The organism is Microbacterium sp. GbtcB4 (genome assembly GCF_019091465.1).
In the GTDB taxonomy this organism is placed as follows: domain Bacteria; phylum Actinomycetota; class Actinomycetes; order Actinomycetales; family Microbacteriaceae; genus Microbacterium; species Microbacterium paraoxydans.
The window spans coordinates 488,467-505,809 of the sequence record NZ_JAGXJJ010000001.1 but is presented as its reverse complement, the minus strand read 5'-3'; the positions used below and the strand labels follow the sequence as shown (position 1 = coordinate 505,809).

General features: G+C 70.5%; 15 protein-coding genes. 10 read left to right on the top strand and 5 right to left on the bottom strand.

Annotation, left to right across the window (positions count from 1 at the left end):
• The first annotated feature begins 235 nt into the window (after nt 1–235).
• The 9 genes from KVS71_RS02310 (at nt 236) to KVS71_RS02270 (ending at nt 10,588) form a co-directional block, all read left to right on the top strand.
• The gene (locus KVS71_RS02310) at nt 236–2,797 is read left to right on the top strand and encodes a metallophosphoesterase family protein (protein WP_217583480.1); all 2,562 of its coding nucleotides are present in this window, start codon (nt 236–238) and stop codon (nt 2,795–2,797) included.
• 142 nt (nt 2,798–2,939) lie between these two features.
• Nucleotides 2,940–3,965 carry an Lrp/AsnC family transcriptional regulator gene (locus KVS71_RS02305; RefSeq protein WP_217583478.1) on the top strand — a complete coding sequence of 342 codons (1,026 nt, stop codon included), beginning with the start codon at nt 2,940–2,942 and terminating at the stop codon, nt 3,963–3,965.
• A 115-nt stretch (nt 3,966–4,080) separates the two neighbouring features.
• Entirely contained in the window at nt 4,081–5,571 is a 1,491-nt protein-coding gene (locus KVS71_RS02300) for an aldehyde dehydrogenase family protein (protein WP_217583470.1), read from the top strand.
• Entirely contained in the window at nt 5,568–6,326 is a 759-nt protein-coding gene (locus KVS71_RS02295; RefSeq protein ID WP_217583468.1) for a gamma-glutamyl-gamma-aminobutyrate hydrolase family protein, read from the top strand. Before KVS71_RS02300 ends, KVS71_RS02295 begins: the two co-directional genes overlap by 4 nt.
• A complete protein-coding gene (locus tag KVS71_RS02290) occupies nt 6,323–6,793 on the top strand; it encodes a DUF3830 family protein (RefSeq protein ID WP_025102846.1) in 471 nt (156 codons plus the stop codon). The genes KVS71_RS02295 and KVS71_RS02290 overlap by 4 nt, the downstream gene beginning before the upstream one ends.
• A 42-nt stretch (nt 6,794–6,835) precedes the next feature.
• Nucleotides 6,836–7,918 carry an ABC transporter substrate-binding protein gene (locus KVS71_RS02285; protein ID WP_217583466.1) on the top strand — a complete coding sequence of 361 codons (1,083 nt, stop codon included), beginning with the start codon at nt 6,836–6,838 and terminating at the stop codon, nt 7,916–7,918.
• A complete protein-coding gene (locus tag KVS71_RS02280) occupies nt 7,915–8,742 on the top strand; it encodes an ABC transporter permease (protein WP_217583464.1) in 828 nt (275 codons plus the stop codon). Before KVS71_RS02285 ends, KVS71_RS02280 begins: the two co-directional genes overlap by 4 nt.
• A 2-nt stretch (nt 8,743–8,744) precedes the next feature.
• A complete protein-coding gene (locus KVS71_RS02275) occupies nt 8,745–9,545 on the top strand; it encodes an ABC transporter permease (RefSeq protein ID WP_234024182.1) in 801 nt (266 codons plus the stop codon).
• On the top strand, nt 9,545–10,588 hold the full coding sequence (locus KVS71_RS02270; RefSeq protein WP_105950703.1) for an ABC transporter ATP-binding protein: 1,044 nt from the start codon (nt 9,545–9,547) through the stop codon (nt 10,586–10,588). Before KVS71_RS02275 ends, KVS71_RS02270 begins: the two co-directional genes overlap by 1 nt.
• A 106-nt stretch (nt 10,589–10,694) precedes the next feature.
• Here KVS71_RS02270 and KVS71_RS02265 read toward each other — a convergent pair whose 3' ends face one another.
• Nucleotides 10,695–11,543 carry a PrsW family glutamic-type intramembrane protease gene (locus KVS71_RS02265; protein ID WP_217583462.1) on the bottom strand — a complete coding sequence of 283 codons (849 nt, stop codon included), beginning with the start codon at nt 11,541–11,543 and terminating at the stop codon, nt 10,695–10,697.
• Between the two features lie 83 nt (nt 11,544–11,626).
• Between KVS71_RS02265 and KVS71_RS02260 the strand changes: the two genes are divergently transcribed.
• Nucleotides 11,627–13,390: an alkaline phosphatase family protein gene (locus KVS71_RS02260; protein WP_217583460.1), complete on the top strand. Its 1,764-nt coding sequence runs from the start codon at nt 11,627–11,629 to the stop codon at nt 13,388–13,390.
• Between the two features lie 81 nt (nt 13,391–13,471).
• Here the strand turns inward: KVS71_RS02260 and KVS71_RS02255 are convergent, their stop codons facing one another.
• From KVS71_RS02255 to KVS71_RS02240, 4 genes are all read right to left on the bottom strand, one after another.
• Nucleotides 13,472–14,122, bottom strand: a complete 651-nt coding sequence (locus tag KVS71_RS02255; protein ID WP_217583458.1) for a dihydrofolate reductase family protein — start codon at nt 14,120–14,122, stop codon at nt 13,472–13,474.
• A 73-nt stretch (nt 14,123–14,195) separates the two neighbouring features.
• Nucleotides 14,196–14,669: a GNAT family N-acetyltransferase gene (locus KVS71_RS02250; RefSeq protein ID WP_217583456.1), complete on the bottom strand. Its 474-nt coding sequence runs from the start codon at nt 14,667–14,669 to the stop codon at nt 14,196–14,198.
• Nucleotides 14,670–14,704: 35 nt separating this feature from the next.
• Nucleotides 14,705–15,763: an LLM class flavin-dependent oxidoreductase gene (locus tag KVS71_RS02245; RefSeq protein ID WP_060921339.1), complete on the bottom strand. Its 1,059-nt coding sequence runs from the start codon at nt 15,761–15,763 to the stop codon at nt 14,705–14,707.
• Nucleotides 15,764–15,791: 28 nt separating this feature from the next.
• A complete protein-coding gene (locus KVS71_RS02240; protein ID WP_368874532.1) occupies nt 15,792–17,291 on the bottom strand; it encodes a class I SAM-dependent methyltransferase in 1,500 nt (499 codons plus the stop codon).
• Nucleotides 17,292–17,343 lie beyond the last annotated feature (52 nt).

Here is a 17,343-nt window from a genome sequence, read left to right as displayed (position 1 = left end):
GCGTACCGGCCCGCTTTCCACCCCTCCCGGCCCGGGCACGACTTCGGAGCTTCCGGCCGACGCGCCGGCTCCGAGCCGGTACCCCCGGCGTGTCACGGGCGATCTCCGAAGCTGTGCCCGCCTGCGCCCCGTTCACCTCCCCGTCGCCTCGATGTCAGACCTCCGTCATCCGGCTCCGCTGGGCTGGGGACGCCCCGTGCGGCTGAGCACGGACACCCACCCACGAAGGACAGACATGACCTCCCCCACCCCTGCGGTGCGGTGGCGGCGTCGCGGACTGACGTCCGTCGCGCTGCTCGCCGTGCTCGGCGGCGCCGTCGTCGCCCCCGCGGCCCTCGCCGCGCCCGACCCCGAGGTGCCGACCGGATCGCTCGTCACCGGCGACACGCCCTGGCACTACCTCGACGACGGCTCCGACCCGTCCCCCGCCCCGGCCGCGCTGCGCGACTGGACCCTGCCCGCCTACGATGACAGCGCGTGGAAGACCGCACCCGGCTCGTTCGGCGCCAAGAGCGGGGCGCTCGCCCCCGTCGGGCCGCACACCCCGAAGACGCTCCTCAACCACTACCTCGACGGCTCGGCGGCGCCGACGGTGCCGACGTACTTCTTCCGCACGACATTCGAGTTGGAGGCCGGGGTCGCCGACCAGGTCGCCGCCCTGCAGAGCACCGTCACCTTCGACGACGCGCTCATCGTGTGGATCAACGGCGAAGAGGTGGCCCGCTACGTCGACGGCCGGATCACCGACACGACAAACGTCGAGTACGCCGGCGACTCCAACGGCGACCCGCTCACCAGCACGTTCAGCGCCGAGGGCGACCTGCTCCGCGACGGCACGAACACGATCGCCGTGTCGCTGTTCCAGGACCGCGCGTCGAGCTCCGACATCTACTTCGACATGTCATCGCTCACCCTCGTGAAGGCCTCCGACCCCGGCACGCCCGTGGTCGCCGCGCCGACCCGCGTCATCCTCACCCCGACCGAGAAGCCGGAGGTGTCGCAGTCGTTCTCCTGGCTCGCCGGCGACGCCTCGCACACGGTCGGCCAGGTCGAGATCGGCCTCGCGACCGGTGGTGCCACCCGCACGGTCGACGCATACGACGCCGGTGTGGTGAACGGCAACCCGAACAAGCACTTCTCGGTCACGGTCACCGACCTCGCCCCCGCCACCGCCTACCGCTACCGGGTGGGTCTCCCCGGGAGCTGGAGCGACTGGTACGAGTTCCGCACGGCGGACCCGAACGCGAGCGACTTCCAGTTCATCTACTACGGCGACGCCCAGATCGGTCTCGACACCACCTGGCCGAGCGTCGTGAAGCAGGCCGAGGCGCAGGCTCCTCGCTCGATCGGCTCCGTCCACGCGGGCGACCTGATCAACACCTCCAGCAACGAGAACGAGTGGGTCAACTGGTTCAAGGGCATGAAGGACTCGGCGGTCCGCACCAACGTCATGGCCGCCCCCGGCAACCACGAGTACTCCGGCGACAAGCTGCTCACGGCCTGGAAGGCCGCGTTCGAGTACCCGCACAACAACCCGTCGACGAGCTCCATCGGCGAACTCGCGAACCTCGCGAAGGGCGACTCCGAGGTCGCGCAGCAGTACCGCGCGTTCTTCGACCACTGGAGCTCGTTCGCAGCCGAGACCGCGTACTACACCGACTACCAGGGCGTCCGTTTCATCACCCTGAACGCAACCCGCGACACGACCTTCCTCACCCCGGCGGGGCTCCCGTCCTGCACGGGCGCGGAGTGCCCGTCGTCGCAGATCGGCACCCTGTGGACGCGCTTCCAGGCCGCCTGGCTCGACCTGCTGCTGCAGAACAGCCCGTCGAAGTGGAACGTCGTCACGTTCCACCAGCCGGTCTTCTCGGCCTCGGCCGGTCGTGACGAGCCGGTGCTCCGCGCCGAGTGGCTGCCCGTCTTCCAGCGCAACGACATCGACCTCGTGCTCATGGGCCACGACCACACGTACGCCCGCGGCTACGTGAACACGGATGCGACCGAGACCCCCGGTCTCACGACGGGCCCGGTCTACGTCGTGTCGAACTCCGGCGCGAAGCATTACGACCTGGAGACCCCGGAGAAGAACGTCTGGACCAACAACGGCGCCACCCAAGTGCTGCGCGGTCAGGGCGTGACGACGTACCAGGTGATCGACGTCCTGAAGAACCAGCTCGTCTACCGGTCGTACCTCGCCGAGAAGCAGCCGGACGCCACGACCGACCTCCCCGTCGGCGCCGTCTACGACACGTTCACCGTGACGAAGTCCGACGCCGGTGAGAAGTGGGTCACCGAGGCCGGTGTCACCCCGCCGGTCACGGAGGAGCCGGAGCCGGAGAAGCCCGCGACGGTCGAGCTGGGCGCGTCCTCGGTTGCGGCCGGCGGCACGCTCGCGGTGTCGGGAAGCGGCTTCGCGGCCGGCGCCGAACTCGCGCTCGAGCTGCGATCCGATCCGGTCTCGCTCGGTACGGTCACGGTCGCGACCGACGGCACGTTCTCGCGCACCGTCACCATCCCCGCCGGCACCCCGGCCGGCACGCACACCCTCGCCGTGATCCTCCCCGACGGCACGGAGGTGACGGCCTCCCTCACCGTGACCGCGGCGGCCGGGGGCGGAGCGGTCGTCCCCGGTGAGAGCGACTCGGGTGGCGCGACCGACGGCGACCTCGCGACGACCGGTGCCGACAGCATGCCGTTCGTCATCGGGGCCATCGTGCTGCTCGCCGCCGGCCTCGGCCTGTTCGCCCTGCGTCGCCGCCGTGCGACAGCGGTGGTCGAGACGACGGAAGCCGGGTAACCCGGTCGTCTGTCCCTCCACGGGCGCCACCGGTCCTCCGGCGGCGCCCGTGCCGTCTCCCCCGGCTCTCGCCTCGGACCATGCACCGGTCCCTTCCGGGTCTGGGATAACCTTCACGTGCCCGACCCGCGAAGGAGAACCCGTGCCCGCGAACGATGCCCTGGCCGATGAGACCGATCGGATCGTCGCGGCGGCCCTGCAGGTGAACGGCCGCGCGTCCTGGGGCGAGATCGCCCGCGTGGTCGACCTTCCGGAGCGGACGGTCGCCCGCCGCGGACAGCGTCTCCTGGACCGCGGGCTCGTGCGCGTCTCGACCTACGTCGACCCCGCGCGCGTGCTCCATGCGCGCGCCGTCCTGTTCCGGATAACGACCGAACCGCATGCGCTCTGGCACGTCGCCCGCACCCTCGCCCGTCGTGCCGATGCGTCGTCCGTGTCGGTCCTCGAGGGCAGCAGCGACATCGCCGGCATGCTCCTCCCGCACGACGACGCATCGATCCGCGAGCTGCTCTTCACCGACTTCCCCGAGGTGGAGGGCATCGCGTCGATCAACGTCACCACGGTGCTGAAGTTCTTCCGCTCCGGGCACGACTGGCGGGTGGGGGTGCTGTCCGACGAACAGGTGCGCATGCTGGACGAGTCCTCGGGATCCGAGGTCGACCCGGCGGACGCCTTGAGCGAGGACGAGGAAGCGCTGATCCGGCTCCTGCTGAAGGACGGACGGATGCCCGTGGCGCAGCTCGCCCGCGCGCTCGGACTGAACGTCACCACGACGCGTCGACGGATGGAATCCCTCAACCGCCGCGGGCTCATGCACCCCCGCACGGAGATCGTCCCGAGCCTCTTCGGCCTCGGGCTGGAGGCACTCGTGTGGCTGCGGGTGCCGATGGGTCGGCTGGAGAAGGTGGGATCCGCCCTCGCCGCCGCCCCCGAGGTGAAGTTCATCGTCGCGACGACGGGCACGTCGCAGCTCCTCATGAACGTGCTCGTGCGCGACGCGGACGAGTTCTACGAGTTCCTCACCGGTCCCGCGGTCGCTGGCCACGACGGGCTGGAGGTCGTGGAGTCGCTCGTCGTCATCACTCCGGTGCTGCGCGGGTCGCTGATCGTGGACGAGGCGCCGGCGGCGCTGGCTCAGGACATGCCGACGGGAGCCATCCGCTTGTAGGCCGATTCTGTTACGGACGTGTAAAGAAATGGCGAGATCGTTCGCATTGCCTTGACGTGATGGCGAAATAGAGCGAGTATCCCTTCCAGGGCCTTCACCCCTGGAGAGGACGATCGTGTTCACGGCAACTGGAGACGACTGGGCGGACCGCGCGGCGGCACTGTCGCTGCACACCCGCATGTTCATCGACGGCTCCTGGGAGGACGGGACCGCCGAGCCCCTCGCACCGATCAGCCCCCGGGACGGCCGGGCTCTGCCCCCGATCGCGGCCGCCTCCGCCGCCGACATCGACCGCGCGGTCCGCTCCGCCCGTGCCGCGTTCGACGCGGGCGTCTGGTCGCGCATCGCCCCCCGCGAACGCGGCCAGCTGCTGATCGCCTTCGCGCAGAAGATCCACGACAACGCCGAAGAACTCGCCCTCACCATCTCCCTCGAGATGGGCAAGCCCGTGCGCGAGGCGCTGCAGACCGAACTCCGCGCGGTCGTGAACTGCTTCCGGTGGTACGGCGAGGCCGCAGACAAGGTGCTCGACGAGCTCCCCGTCACCGCCCCGAACAGCCTCGCGCTCGTCACCCGCGAGCCGGCCGGCGTCGTCGCCGCGGTCGTGCCGTGGAACTTCCCGCTCACGATGACGGCCTGGAAGCTCGCCCCCGCTCTCGCCGTCGGCAACAGCGTCGTCCTCAAACCCGCCGAGCACACCACCTTCTCGGCCCTGCGCCTGGCCGAGCTCGCCCACGAGGCCGGCATCCCGGCCGGCGTGCTGAACGTCACCCCCGGCGCCGGCCAGGTCGCCGGCCGCGCACTCGGCGAGCACCCTGACGTCGACGTCGTCACGTTCACCGGCTCGCCCGAGGTCGGCCGCCGGTTCCTCGGCTACGCCGCCGCGTCGAACGGCAAGCGCGTGTGGCCGGAGCTCGGCGGCAAGACGGCGAGCCTCGTGCTGCCGGACGCCGATCTGGAGCGGGCGGTCCGGGCCACGGCCGACGGCTGCTTCTACAACCAGGGGCAGATGTGCACGGCCTCGTCCCGGCTGCTCGTCCCCCGCGCGCAGTACGACAGGGCCCTGGAGATCGCCGCCGAGGTCGCCCGCACGAGCCTTCCCGCAGACCCGTTCGACGTGTCCACGTCGATGGGGGCGATCGTCAGCGAGAAGCAGCTCGCCGGGATCGCCGGGTTCGTCGAGCGCGCGGAGGCCGAGGGCGCCGAGCTCGCGGCCGGGAGCGCCGAGCGGTTCTCCGCCGTCGACGGCGGCAGCTACTTCGCCCCGGTCGTGCTCGGCGTGACCCCCGCGCACGAGGTGGCGCAACGCGAGGTCTTCGGCCCCGTGCTGTCGGTCATCGCGTACGACGACGTCGACGACGCCCTCGACATCGCCAACGGCACCGAGTACGGCCTCGCCGCCGCGCTGTGGAGCACCGACCTCAACGCCGTGCACACCCTCTCCCGGCGGCTGCGGGCGGGTGTCGTCTGGGTCAACTGCTTCGAGGAGGGCGACATGACCATCCCCTTCGGCGGGGTCAAGGGCTCCGGCTTCGGACGCGACAAGAGTCTGCACGCGATGGAGAAGTTCACCGACCTGAAGACCACGTGGATCGAGCTGTCGTGACCCGCCCACTCATCGGCATCACCACCTGGCGCCGCGCCATCGACACCGACCTCGGCACGGGCCGCCCCGCGCACAGCCTCGGCACCGAATACGCCACGCCGATCGAGGCCGCCGGCGGCGCCGTCGTGCTGCTGCCGCCGACCGCCGGTGTCGACGAGGTCCTCGATCGGCTCGACGGACTGGTGCTCTCCGGCGGGGAGGATCTGCACCCCTCGCACTACGGCGCCGAGACCCAGGACGGGAAGTCGTACGACTCGGCCCGCGACGGCTACGAGATCGCGCTCGCCCTCGGCGCCCGGGAACGAGGCCTGCCGGTGCTGGCGATCTGCCGCGGGCTCCAGGTCTGCACCGTCGCGTTCGGCGGCTCCCTCATCGTCGACATCCCCGCCACGGCCGACCATCACCCGGTGCGAGGAGCAGACGAGCAGCTCTCCGCCCGGCACGCCGTCGCGTTCGCGGAGGACAGCAGGCTCGCCGCGCTCTACGGGACGACGACGAGGACCGTCAACACCATCCATCACCAGTCCGTCGACACCCCGGCCCCCGGGCTGCGCCCCGTCGCCTGGGCTCCCGACGGCATCGTCGAAGCCGTCGAGGCGGACGACGACTGGGCCTTCTGGGCGGTGCAGTGGCACCCCGAGAAGATGACAGCCCCCGAAGAGGCCGCCGAGGAGCGCCCGCTGTTCGCGGCGTTCGTCGCGGCCGCCCGTGAACGCGCAGCGGAACCGTCCGCTGGCCAGAAAGGAACACGATGACCAAGCAGGTCTTCCTCGAGTACGAGAACGGCGTCCGCGCCGTCGCCACCCTGTTCGAGGACCTCGCCCCTCGCACGTGCGAGGCGATGTGGGGCGCGCTGGAGAAGCCGGTCACCATGCAGGCCATGCACGCGATGTACGCCGGACCCGAGGTCATGGTCGGCCTTCCCGAGGAGGCCCAGAACTTCGACCCCGAGGCCGTGCCCGCGGAGAACCAGCAGGTCGTGCCCGCACCGGGTGACCTGCAGTGGTACTGGCAGCGCCCCATGCAGATGGGCGGACTGCCGTTCGAGTGGTACGAGATCGGAGTCTTCTACGATCGTGGTGCCCGTATTCTCGGCCCCCTCGGATGGACACCCGTCAACATCTGGGCCGGCATCACCGAAGGACTCGCGGAGTTCGCTCAGGAGAGCGCCGCGATCCGCATCGACGGAGCGAAGCAGCTCACCATCGGACGCCTGGTCTAGGCGTCCACCCCCCGTGCTGGACCCATCCCGAAGGAGCAGTGCATGAACACCCGCAGAATCCTCACCGCCGGCGCGCTCGTCGCCACCGGTGCCCTCGTCCTCGCCGGCTGCGCGTCCGGCGACGGCGAGTCCTCGTCCGGTGGTGACAAGGAGTTCGCCGGCGAGACCCTGGTCGTCACGTCGTTCGGCGGAGACTGGGAGAAGGCCTTCATCGAGGCCGTCGTCGACCCGTTCGAGGAGGAGACCGGAGCGAAGGTCGAGCTGATCACCCTGTACAGCGCCGATGCCCTCGCCCAGGTCACCGCCCAGAAGGCGAGCCCGCAGATCGATGTCGTGCACTTCTCCGGCGGACAGGAGTTCACCGCCGCGGAGCAGGGCCTCATCGCCCCGATCGCCGCCGACGACCTGTCTGCGTCGGGAGACCTCATCGACATCGCGACCGCCGGCCTCGAGCGCGGCGAGGGTCCGGTCATCCAGCTCGCGCCCATCGGGCTCGTCTACAACACCGAGGCCGACGCCCCGGCGCCGACGTCCTGGGAAGACCTCTTCGACGACGCCTACGCCGGTCACGTCGCCCTGACGGACTTCTCGAACACCTACGGGGTGCTGTCGATGCTCCGGGTGGCCGATGCGCTCGGGGGTGGCATCGAGGACCCGTCCGCGGCCATCGCCGACCTCGGAGCGCTGGCGTCCTCGGGCGACGCGATCGTCGTCCCCACCTCGCCGGACCTGCAGACCGCCTTCGCCCAGCGCGGCACCTGGCTGGCCCCGTACGCGATGGACTACGCAGGCACCCTGCAGGACGCGGGTCTCCCCGTCGAGTTCATCGTCCCGGAGGAGGGCGCCACCGTGTCGCTCATCACGGCGAACGTCGTCGAGGGCCGGGACAACCCCGAGCTGGCGACGCTCTTCATCGACTACGAGCTGCGCCCCGAAGCGCAGGCCGTCTTCGCGGAGAACATGCGCTACTCCCCCGTCAACACGAAGGCCGAGCTGTCGGACGAGGCGGCCGAGGCCGTGCTCACCGGCGACGAGCTCGACGACGTCGTGGTCTACGCCCCGGGAGACATCGCCGCGTCGCGTCAGGCGTGGACCGATGAGTGGAATGCGCTGATCACCAAATGAGCGTCCGAACCCGTAAGGAGCCCTGGCTCCTGCTCCTGCCGGCGATCGTGCTGCTCGCGCTCGCCTTCGTCACCCCGGTGTCCGGCATGCTGCTCATGAGCGTGCAATCGCCGGCAGGCGGGTTCACCCTCGACAACTTCACTCGCTTGTTCGCGAGCGAGTATCACCTCCAGGCGGCGCTGCGATCGCTCCGCCTGGGGGTGATCCAGACGGTGATCACCCTCGTCATCGCCGTCCCGCTGTCGTACATCATGGCGCGCGCCGGCTCGAAGGTGCGCTCCTTCCTCCTCATCGTGGTGATCCTGCCGCTGATGACGAGCGTCGTCGTCCGCACCTTCGGCTGGGTGGTGCTCATGGGGCCGTCCGGCCTGATGATGCAGATCCCCGGCGCAGAGTTCCTCGTCGGCGGCACGCAGGGATTCCTCGGTACCGAGACCGGCGTCGTGATCGCGATGGTGCAGGTGCTGCTGCCGTTCGCCGTGCTCAGCATCCTCGGCGTCATCTCCGGCATCCGTCCGCAGCTGGAGGAGGCCTCCCGCACCCTCGGCGCCGGATTCTGGCGCACGCTACGGCACGTCGTGCTGCCGCTGTCGGTGCCCGGCATCGTCGCCGGCGCCTCCCTGGTGTTCGTGCTCTCGGTGAGCTCCTTCATCACCCCCCGCTTCATCGGCGGCTCGCAGATCCCCGTGTTCGCGCAGACGATCTACGTCGACGCGACCACCAACCTCGACTGGGCGTTCGCGGCGGCGCAGGCCGTGCTGCTGTTCGCGGGCGTGATGCTCGTGCTCGCGGCCACGTCCCGGCTCGGGAAGCAGAAGGTGTGACCATGGTCCGTTCCGTCCCGATCCTCGGCCGTATCCTCGCCATCCTCCTCGGCATCATCGTGACGCTCTACATGCTCGTCCCGTTGCTCGTCGTCGCCGGTGCCTCGGTGGGAGAGAACCGCTTCCTCACGTTCCCCGGACAGGGCTTCACGCTCGACTGGTACGTGGAGGCCCTCACCTCCGACACCTACCTGGAGCCGTTCCGCCTGAGCCTCGTGGTGGGTGTGTCGGTCGCGATCCTCGCCGCCTCCATCGGCACCGCGGCCGCCCTCGCGCTGACGCGGTTCCGCGTTCCGGGAGGCGCGGCGATCCAGGCGCTGCTGATGTCGCCGCTGACGATCCCCACGATCATCCTCGCGATCGGCGCCCTCTCCATCGCCTCGCTCACGATCGGCTCCCCGAATGTGGGCGTGCTCATCGCGATCCATGTCGTCATCGCGATCCCCTACGTCATGCGCACCGTGACCGGCGTGATGACCCGTGCCGACCACTTCACCGAGGAGGCCGCGCGCACCCTCGGCGCCGGCACCTGGAACCGCTACCGCCTCGTGGTGCTGCCCATCGCCCGCCCCGGCATCGCGGCCGGAGCGTTCTTCGCCTTCAACATCTCGTTCGACGATGCGGTCATCGCCCTCTTCCTGCGCACCCCGCAGCTGGAGACCCTGCCCATCGCCATCTACGGCCAGCTGGAGTTCAGCACGTCGCCCACCGTGGCCGCCGTCTCGACCCTGATGGTCCTGCTCACCGTCGTCCTCATGATCGTCCTCGAACGCATCATCGGCCTGGGAAGGTTGTTCGTCTGATGACAACGCTCACCATCACTGCACTCACCAAGGACTTCAAGGGGACGAAGGTGCTCAAGGGCATCGACCTCTCGATGCGGTCCGGCGAGTTCGTCTCGCTCCTGGGCCCGTCGGGCTGCGGGAAGACGACGCTCCTCCGCTGCATCGCCGGGCTCGAGTCGCCCACGAGCGGCACGATCGAGATCGCGGGGCAGGACGTCACGAAGCTGCCGCCCGAGAAGCGTCACCTCGGCATGATGTTCCAGAGCTACGCGCTCTTCCCGCACATGAGCGTCGCCGAGAACGTGCGCTTCGGGCTGCGGATGTCGGGCGAGAAGTCGAAGGCCGAGCAGAAGGAGCTCGCCGTCCGGGCGCTGGAGCGTGTGCAGATGGGCCACCTCGCCGATCGCATGCCCGCGCAGCTCTCCGGCGGACAGCAGCAGCGCGTCGCCCTGGCCCGCGCCATCGCGTTCGAGCCGCGCGTGCTCCTGCTCGACGAGCCGCTGTCGAACCTCGATGCGCGTCTGCGCGAGGACATGCAGGTCGAGCTCAAGGAACTGCACCGCACGCTCGGTCTCACGACGGTGTTCGTCACGCACGACCAGGAGGAGGCGATGAGCCTCTCCGACCGCATCGTGCTCATGAACGGCGGGATCATCGAACAGGAGGGCGCGCCGGCGGAGCTGTACAGCGCCCCGCTCACCACCTTCGCCGCCGACTTCATCGGTGCCGCGAACCTCCTTCCCGCCACGCGCTCCGGCGCGATCGCGACCCTCGACGGCACCGCCGTGCAGGTCCCGCTCACGGGCGCCGGGCCGGACGGCTCGGGCGAGGTCGTGCTCCGGCAGGAGGATCTGCATCTGTCGCCCGCGGCGGGTCCGGGTGCCCCCGTCCCGGTCGAGGTGATCGCGCACGTCTACCGCGGCGCCGACGTCGTCTACATCGTCGAGCTCGCCGGGCGCCGCCTCCGCGTGGTCCGTCCGCGGCACGAGGACCCGCTCCCCGAGGGCGCGGCCGGTCTCGGCTGGCGCGACGGCGCCGTCCTCTGGATCCCCGCCGCCTGAACCACCCCGCGCACAGCTTCGGAGACCAGCCCCGACACGTCGTGCGACAGCCTCGCACGACCGCGTGTCGGCCGCGATCTCCGAAGCTGTGCCCCGTCCGGGCGGCTCAGACCCGGCGACGGGTCAGCACGAGACGGAGGGTCACGGCGAGGACCGTCGACACCACGATCCAGCCGAAGGCCGTGCCCAGGGACGTGAAGAACGAGGCCTGATCGGTGGCGCCGGCCACGTTCCCGTAGTTGATCGCCCCGTGGGCGCCGATCGCCACCAGGAGCCCGGCGACCGCGAGGAGCGGCCGCGTCCAGGCGCGACGGGCGTCGAGAGCGAGACCGAGCGCCGCCCCGGTCCAGATGGTGAGCGCGGCATGGGTGGGGAACGTCAGGGTGCGGACGATCCAGGTCGCGATGCCGGAGCCGGGATCGTTCGCCGCGATCTCCGCCGCGATCGCGGAGGCGTCCTCCACGGCTGCGAAGCCCACGCCGACCAGTGCGCCGACCATCGCGCCGAAGAGCACGCCGCGCAGGCCGAGGCGTCGTGCGAGCAGAAGGACGAGCAGCACGCCGAGACCCTTTCCGATCTCCTCCACGATGGGCGTCAGCACCCACATCGTGGGGACCGCCTCACGCACGATGCCCTGGTCGTCGACATAGATCGCCTGCTCGGACGACCACGCGCCGATCGCGGCCGCGAGGAGCACGGCGGCACCGGCGCCCCAGGCCACGGCGAGCAGGGACGACGCCCATGACCGCGCACGCCGCGGAGCGATCCAGCGGGCGGCGAACATCGTCACGGCCGCCGCGGGCAGAACGGCGGCGAGACACAGGAGGAAGACGGGGCCGGTTTCGATCGTGAACAGCACGATCGCGAGTGCCAGCGGGAGGAGGAAGGCGGCGAGCACCACGGGGCGGCGAGCCAGGAACGGGACGGTTTCGGAGGGGACGACCGCGGAATGCACTCCCCGATCCTTCCAGACCCGTTCCGCGACATTCCTGGGATACCGGAATGCTGAGTGGGCTCGACCGGCCGTAGGATCGCGGCATGGTCGACGACGACACCCCCTCCGATGCCTCTCCCCGCGACCCCTCACGGCGCGGATTCTTCGCCGTGGGCGGTGCCGCCCTGGCGGGAGCGGTTATCGGGGGCGCGGGAGGGGCGGCGATCGGAGCCTCCGTCGCCGGAGCCGGTGGCCGGGACGGCTTCGCCGATGACCCGGATCCGTTCGCCGCACTCACGCCCCGCTCGGAGCCCGGCTTCGATCACATGGTCGTGGTGATGGGCGAGAACCGCTCCTTCGACAACCTCCTCGGCTACCTCTACACGGCCGAGACGCTGCCGGCGGGCGAGACCTTCGAAGGTCTCGCATTCGGCACCCACAGCAACACCGCCCCGGACGGCACGGTGGTGGAGGCGCACGTCTACCGGGGCGACACGGACCGCATCATGAGCCTCCCCGATCCGGACCCGGGTGAGGAGTACCCGCACGTCAACACGCAGATCTTCGGCACCGTCGATCCGAAGACCAACGCGGACCTGTTCGTCGACGAGATGACCACGCCCTTCAACGCCCCCACCCACGGCGAGAAGGCGACGATGTCCGGTTTCCTCGAGGACTACATCATCAACTTCCGCCGACTGCGCGACGGGAAGGAGCCGAGCCTGGACGAAGCGCGGCACATCATGGGCTCGTTCTCGCCGGAGATGCTCCCGGTGCTCTCCACCCTCGCCGCCGAGTTCGCCGTGTTCGACCACTGGTACGCCGGAGTGCCCTCCCAGACCTTCTGCAACCGCTCCTTCTTCCACGCCTCGACCTCGCACGGCTTCGTGACGAATCAGGGTGGCGGCGGCTACCGGAAGTGGCTCGACGCCCCGGCCGCACCGACGGTGTTCAACCGCCTGGAAGACCGCAAGGTGAGCTGGCGGATCTACATCGACGAGCTCCAGCTGGTCTCCTTCACGGGGATGCTGCATGCGGCGGTGCTCGAGAAGTACTGGCGCACGGATCATTTCGGCACGATGGAGGACTTCTACGCCGACGCGAAGAACGGCACCCTCCCGGCCTACGCGTTCATCGAGCCCCGGATGGTCTACGACCACAACGACTTCCATCCGCCGTTCGGGAAGCCGCGGGAGAGCGTGGTCGACGGCGAACCCGTGTTCGACAGCGCCATCTCCGATGTGCGGGCGGGCGACCGGCTCATCCACGACGTCTACGAGGCCGTGCGCACGAGCGCGACGCCCGGCGGCTCGAACGCCGTGAACACCCTGTTGCTCATCACCTTCGACGAGCACGGGGGCTGTTACGACCACGTGCCTCCGCCCGCGGCCACGAAACCCACGAAGGACACCGGTGCCGGGGAGATGGGCTTCACATTCGACCGGCTCGGTTGTCGCGTCCCGGCGATCGCGGTGTCGGCGTACACGCGGCGGGGCACGATCGTCCACGACGAGATGCACCACGGGTCGGTCACGGCCACGCTGTCACGCCTGCACGGCCTGGAGCCGCTGAACGACCGCGATCAGTCGGCCAACACGCTGCTCAACGTCGTGAACCTCGACAAGCCGCGGCACCCGGCCGACTGGCCCGTCACCACACCCGCGTACACGCCGCCGAATCCCGAAGACGGCACCCCGCAGCCGAACGAGGCCGATCACCTCAAGCCGCTCACGCCTCCCGCCCGGGGGCTGCTCGGGCTCCTCCTCGCCCGCTACGGCGCGGCGGGCGAGAAGGAACCGGAGACCTTCGCCGACGCGTACCGGCTCCTCCACGAGCACGGCGAGGAGCTGTTCGGCCCTCCGCTCTGACAGCGCACTTCCGCACGAGGTCGCAGAGTCTCCGGGAATGCCCGCGACCTCGGTGCGATTCTGCGACCCCGCGCCGGTGACTCAGCCCTCGCGGAAGAACGTGACGTGGGTGACCCCGGACTCCGCGACCTCGGACGTCACGCGATAGCCGGCCTCGAGGCCACGCAGGTCGTCCCACAGCCGGATGCCGCTGCCGGTGAGGATGGGGGTGATGCCCACGTGCAGGTCGTCGACGAGCCCGGCGCGCAGGAACTCCCGGACCGTGGTCGCCCCGCCGCCGACGCGCACGTCACGCCCTCCGGCCACCGCCACGGCTTCCCGCAACGCCTCCTCCGGGGTCGCGGAGAGGAAGCGGAAGCTCGTGCCGTTCGCGAACTCGATCGGCGGCCGCGCGGTGTGCGTGAGGACGAACACCGGAACCTCGAACGGCGGCTCCTCGCCCCACCAGCCGCGCCACTCCGGGTCGTCCGGGTTCGCGTGGAGCCCGAACATCCCGGCGCCCATGATCTCGGCGCCGATGCCCTGGAAGTACTGCGCCGCGTACTTCTCGTCCACCCCGGTGGTGCCCGCGCCGCTCGTGTCGTGGAAGACGCGCTCCTGGAAGGTGCGGGTCGCGGTGTAGGCCGCGGTGAGGCGTCCCCAGTCCTCGCCGAAGGGGTTCTCCGGGGTCTGATCGGTCGTCGTGGCGAAGCCGTCGAGGGTGATGTTGAGGTCGACGCGCACGCGGGTCATGGTGCCTCCGAAGCGGTGGGGACGGGCGCCGGTCGGCGCGCCGTCCCCAGCGTCGGGCGTCACGCGGCCCCTGTCAAGAGGCCCCGGGATCTCCCGGAAGCGCCATGTGGATGGTCGGGTAGGGACGACCGTCGCCGTCGAGCGCGCTCCGAGCCACCTCCACGAAGCCCCGGCTGCGGTAGAACCCGCGCGCGCCCGGGTTGTCCTCGTTCACATCGACCCTGACCACGGCCTGATGGGCGACGACCTCGGCGAGGAGCACGGAGCCCACACCGCGGCCGCGGAGGGCATCGGAGACGAAGAGCATCTCCAGCCCGCCGTCGTGGACACCCGCGAACCCGACGGGAATCCCGTCCTGTTCGGCCACGGTGAGGGTCACCGCGGGGAAGTAGTCGGACGCGAGATGCGATTCGATCCGGGCGAAGTCGGCCTCGTCGAGGAAGTCATGCGTGGCACGAACGGCACTGCGCCAGATCTCGACGAGTGCCGCGTACTCCTCTTCCCCTCGACACGGCCGAATGATGAGCGGGGCACTTCCTGCGGACATGGATCCGACACTATCCGCCGGACCGCCGTGCCGGATCAGGCCACGGGGTCGCCCTGGACCGGACCCTCCGTGTTGGGCTTCCACCCGAGGGCCGGCGCCACGTGCTCCGCGAACGCCTCGAGCACATGGAGGTTGTACTCCGGCCCGAGCTGGTTCGGGATCGTCAGCATGAGGGTGTCCGCGGCCATGACCGCCTCGTCCTGTCGGAGCTGCTCGATGAGCACATCGGGCTCCGCGGCGTAGGTCTTGCCGAACGTGGAGCGGAACCCGTCGATGATGCCGATCTGGTCGGCGTTCTCCTCGCTGCGCAGCCCGAAGTAGGCGCGGTCCATGTCCGACACGAGCGGGAACACGCTGCGGCTGACCGAGACCCGCGGCGACCCGGTGTGACCGGCCTCGCGGTAGGCGGAGCGGAACAGCTCGATCTGCTCGCGCTGCAGCTCGTGGAACGGCTGCCCCGTGGCCTCGGTCACGAGCGTCGAGCTCATCATGTTGAGCCCCTGGCGTCCGGTCTCCTCGGCCGTGGCACGCGAACCCGAGCCCCACCAGATGTGGTCGCGCAGCGTGGGCGACTGGGGCTCGATCGCGAGGTACTGTCCCGCGCCCACCATCCGGGGGTCGCCGGGGGCGAGGCGCTCGCCGTCGATGGCCCGCAGGAAGATCTCGAACTTCTCCCGCGCGAGCACGCTGCCGCGCTCCGGGTCCTCCTCGTCGCGGAAGCCGAAGGTCTCGTAGCCGCGCAGCGCCGTCTCGGGTGACCCACGGCTCACGCCGAGCGCGATCCGGCCGTCGGCGATGAGGTCGAGCGCGGCGGCCTCCTCCGCGAACTGGAACGGGTTCTCGTAGCGCATGTCGATCACGCCGGTGCCGACCTCGATCCGCTCGGTGCGCGCGGCCATGGCCGTCAGCAGCGGCATCGGGGACGCCGCCTGGCGGGCCCAGTGGTGCACGCGGACATAGGCGCCGTTGACGCCGAGCTCGTCCGCGCCCTCCGCGATCTCGATGGTCTGCTTCAGCATGTCGCCCGCGGTGCGGGTCGCCGAGCCGGGCACGTCGGCATAGTGACCGAACGAGAGGAATCCGAAAGCCTTCATGGTGTATTCGAACGCATGGAAGCCGGGACTATTCCCCCGGGAGGAGGAAGCCGTCGAGCACGAGTCCCCGGATCCGCGGCTCGAGCTCCGCCCACAGTTGCGGGAAGGGCACCTCGAAGAGGTCGGCGAGGGCGGGGGCGATCTGCAGCACCTGGAGCTCGCCGTCGCAGGCGCCGACGAATCCGGCGAGCGCAGGATCCACTGCGACCGTCCGCGCGAATCCGCCGCCCTGACGCAGCTCGATCACGCTCGGGTCGTCGTTGCCGGGAAGCAGGTGGCGCGCCTCCGTGACGTCGGCGGCCACGACGAGGGTGTCCGGCAGTCCCCCGGCGAGCGCATCGTGGGCCGCGAGGCCGAGACCGAGCGCCGCCCCCACGTTCGCCACGGGCTGCGAGACCCGCTCCGACCGCCGCAGCGGCTCCCCCTGCCCCCGGCGGAGCAGCACGTAGCCGAAGCCGATCGCGGTCACGCCCCGCGCCGCGAAGTCGTCGAGCCACGCGGTCAGCAGCGGGGTGAACGCGGCGTCGCGCGGCGTGATCCCGCCGTCCCTGATCCACAGCTCCGCGTACGCGAGGGGGGACAGCTCCTCCCGCTCCACCACCCACAGGTCGAGGTCGGCGGGCACCCACGCGTCCAGCCGGGCGAGGCCGGTGATCCCCGTGCGGGACTCCCAGTTGCCGAGAAGCTGGGCGATGCCGCGCGGCGTGAGGTGTGCCGGTGCCGTGCGCACGAACTGCTCGACCAGCGCGTCGCCGACCAGACCGCCGTCGCGGTACTCGTAGGCGGGGACGCCCTCCGTTCGGGGGGTGATCACGAACGGCGGGTTCGAGACGATGAGGTCGAACGCCTCCCCGGCGACGGGCTCGAACATGCTCCCGTGGCGGAACTCGATGTTCGTGACCCCGTTGAGCTGCGCGTTCAACGCGGCGTAGGCGAGCGCGCGGTGGGAGACATCGGTGGCGACGACCCGGCCGGCCCGCCGCGCGACGAGGAGCGCCTGGATGCCGCAGCCCGTGCCGAGGTCGAGCGCACGATCCACCGCGAGCGGCACGACCGTCTCGGCGAGCGTGCGCGAGGCCCCGCCCACGCCGAGGACGTGATCGGCCGGCAGCGGACCGTCGAGGGCGACCTCGTCCAGATCGCTGGCGATCCACCACTCCCCGACACCGTCCTCGTCGACGAACGACTGCGGGCGCAGCAGCGCGACCGGGATCACGGAGTCGGCGTCGACCGTCGCCAGGCCCAGCGCCTCCAGACCGTCCACGCCGAGGGTGGGCAGGGCGCGCTCCACCGCCGCTCGGGGCTGGGGAAGCCCGAGCACCAGGAGCCGCCCGAGGGTCGCGAGCACGCCCTCGTCCCCGGCGATAGCCCGCAGGATGGGTTCGCGCAGGCCACGGCCCAGTGCGTCGTCCGCCTCCTCGCCCCAGAGCTGTCGCAGCGGCTCGGATCGGAGGTCAGCAGCATCCAGATCAGCGGCGAGCGCGGCGCTGCGGAGCGGGTCGGGGCGGGGGGCGGGGGTGTCGGACACGGCCGTCACTCTACGCGTCTTCAGGGTTCTCCTCTGTCCGGCCTCCTAGAAT

Bases quoted from the DNA above. Each gene is read 5' to 3' on its own strand.
- KVS71_RS02310 (WP_217583480.1), top strand. From the start codon at position 236: ATGACCTCCCCCACCCCTGCGGTGCGGTGGCGGCGTCGCGGACTGACG.
- KVS71_RS02290 (WP_025102846.1), top strand. From the start codon at position 6,323: ATGACCAAGCAGGTCTTCCTCGAGTACGAGAACGGCGTCCGCGCCGTC.
- KVS71_RS02285 (WP_217583466.1), top strand. From the start codon at position 6,836: ATGAACACCCGCAGAATCCTCACCGCCGGCGCGCTCGTCGCCACCGGT.
- KVS71_RS02280 (WP_217583464.1), top strand. From the start codon at position 7,915: ATGAGCGTCCGAACCCGTAAGGAGCCCTGGCTCCTGCTCCTGCCGGCG.
- KVS71_RS02275 (WP_234024182.1), top strand. From the start codon at position 8,745: ATGGTCCGTTCCGTCCCGATCCTCGGCCGTATCCTCGCCATCCTCCTC.
- KVS71_RS02270 (WP_105950703.1), top strand. From the start codon at position 9,545: ATGACAACGCTCACCATCACTGCACTCACCAAGGACTTCAAGGGGACG.
- KVS71_RS02260 (WP_217583460.1), top strand. From the start codon at position 11,627: ATGGTCGACGACGACACCCCCTCCGATGCCTCTCCCCGCGACCCCTCA.
- KVS71_RS02255 (WP_217583458.1), bottom strand. From the start codon at position 14,122: ATGACCCGCGTGCGCGTCGACCTCAACATCACCCTCGACGGCTTCGCC.
- KVS71_RS02250 (WP_217583456.1), bottom strand. From the start codon at position 14,669: ATGTCCGCAGGAAGTGCCCCGCTCATCATTCGGCCGTGTCGAGGGGAA.
- KVS71_RS02245 (WP_060921339.1), bottom strand. From the start codon at position 15,763: ATGAAGGCTTTCGGATTCCTCTCGTTCGGTCACTATGCCGACGTGCCC.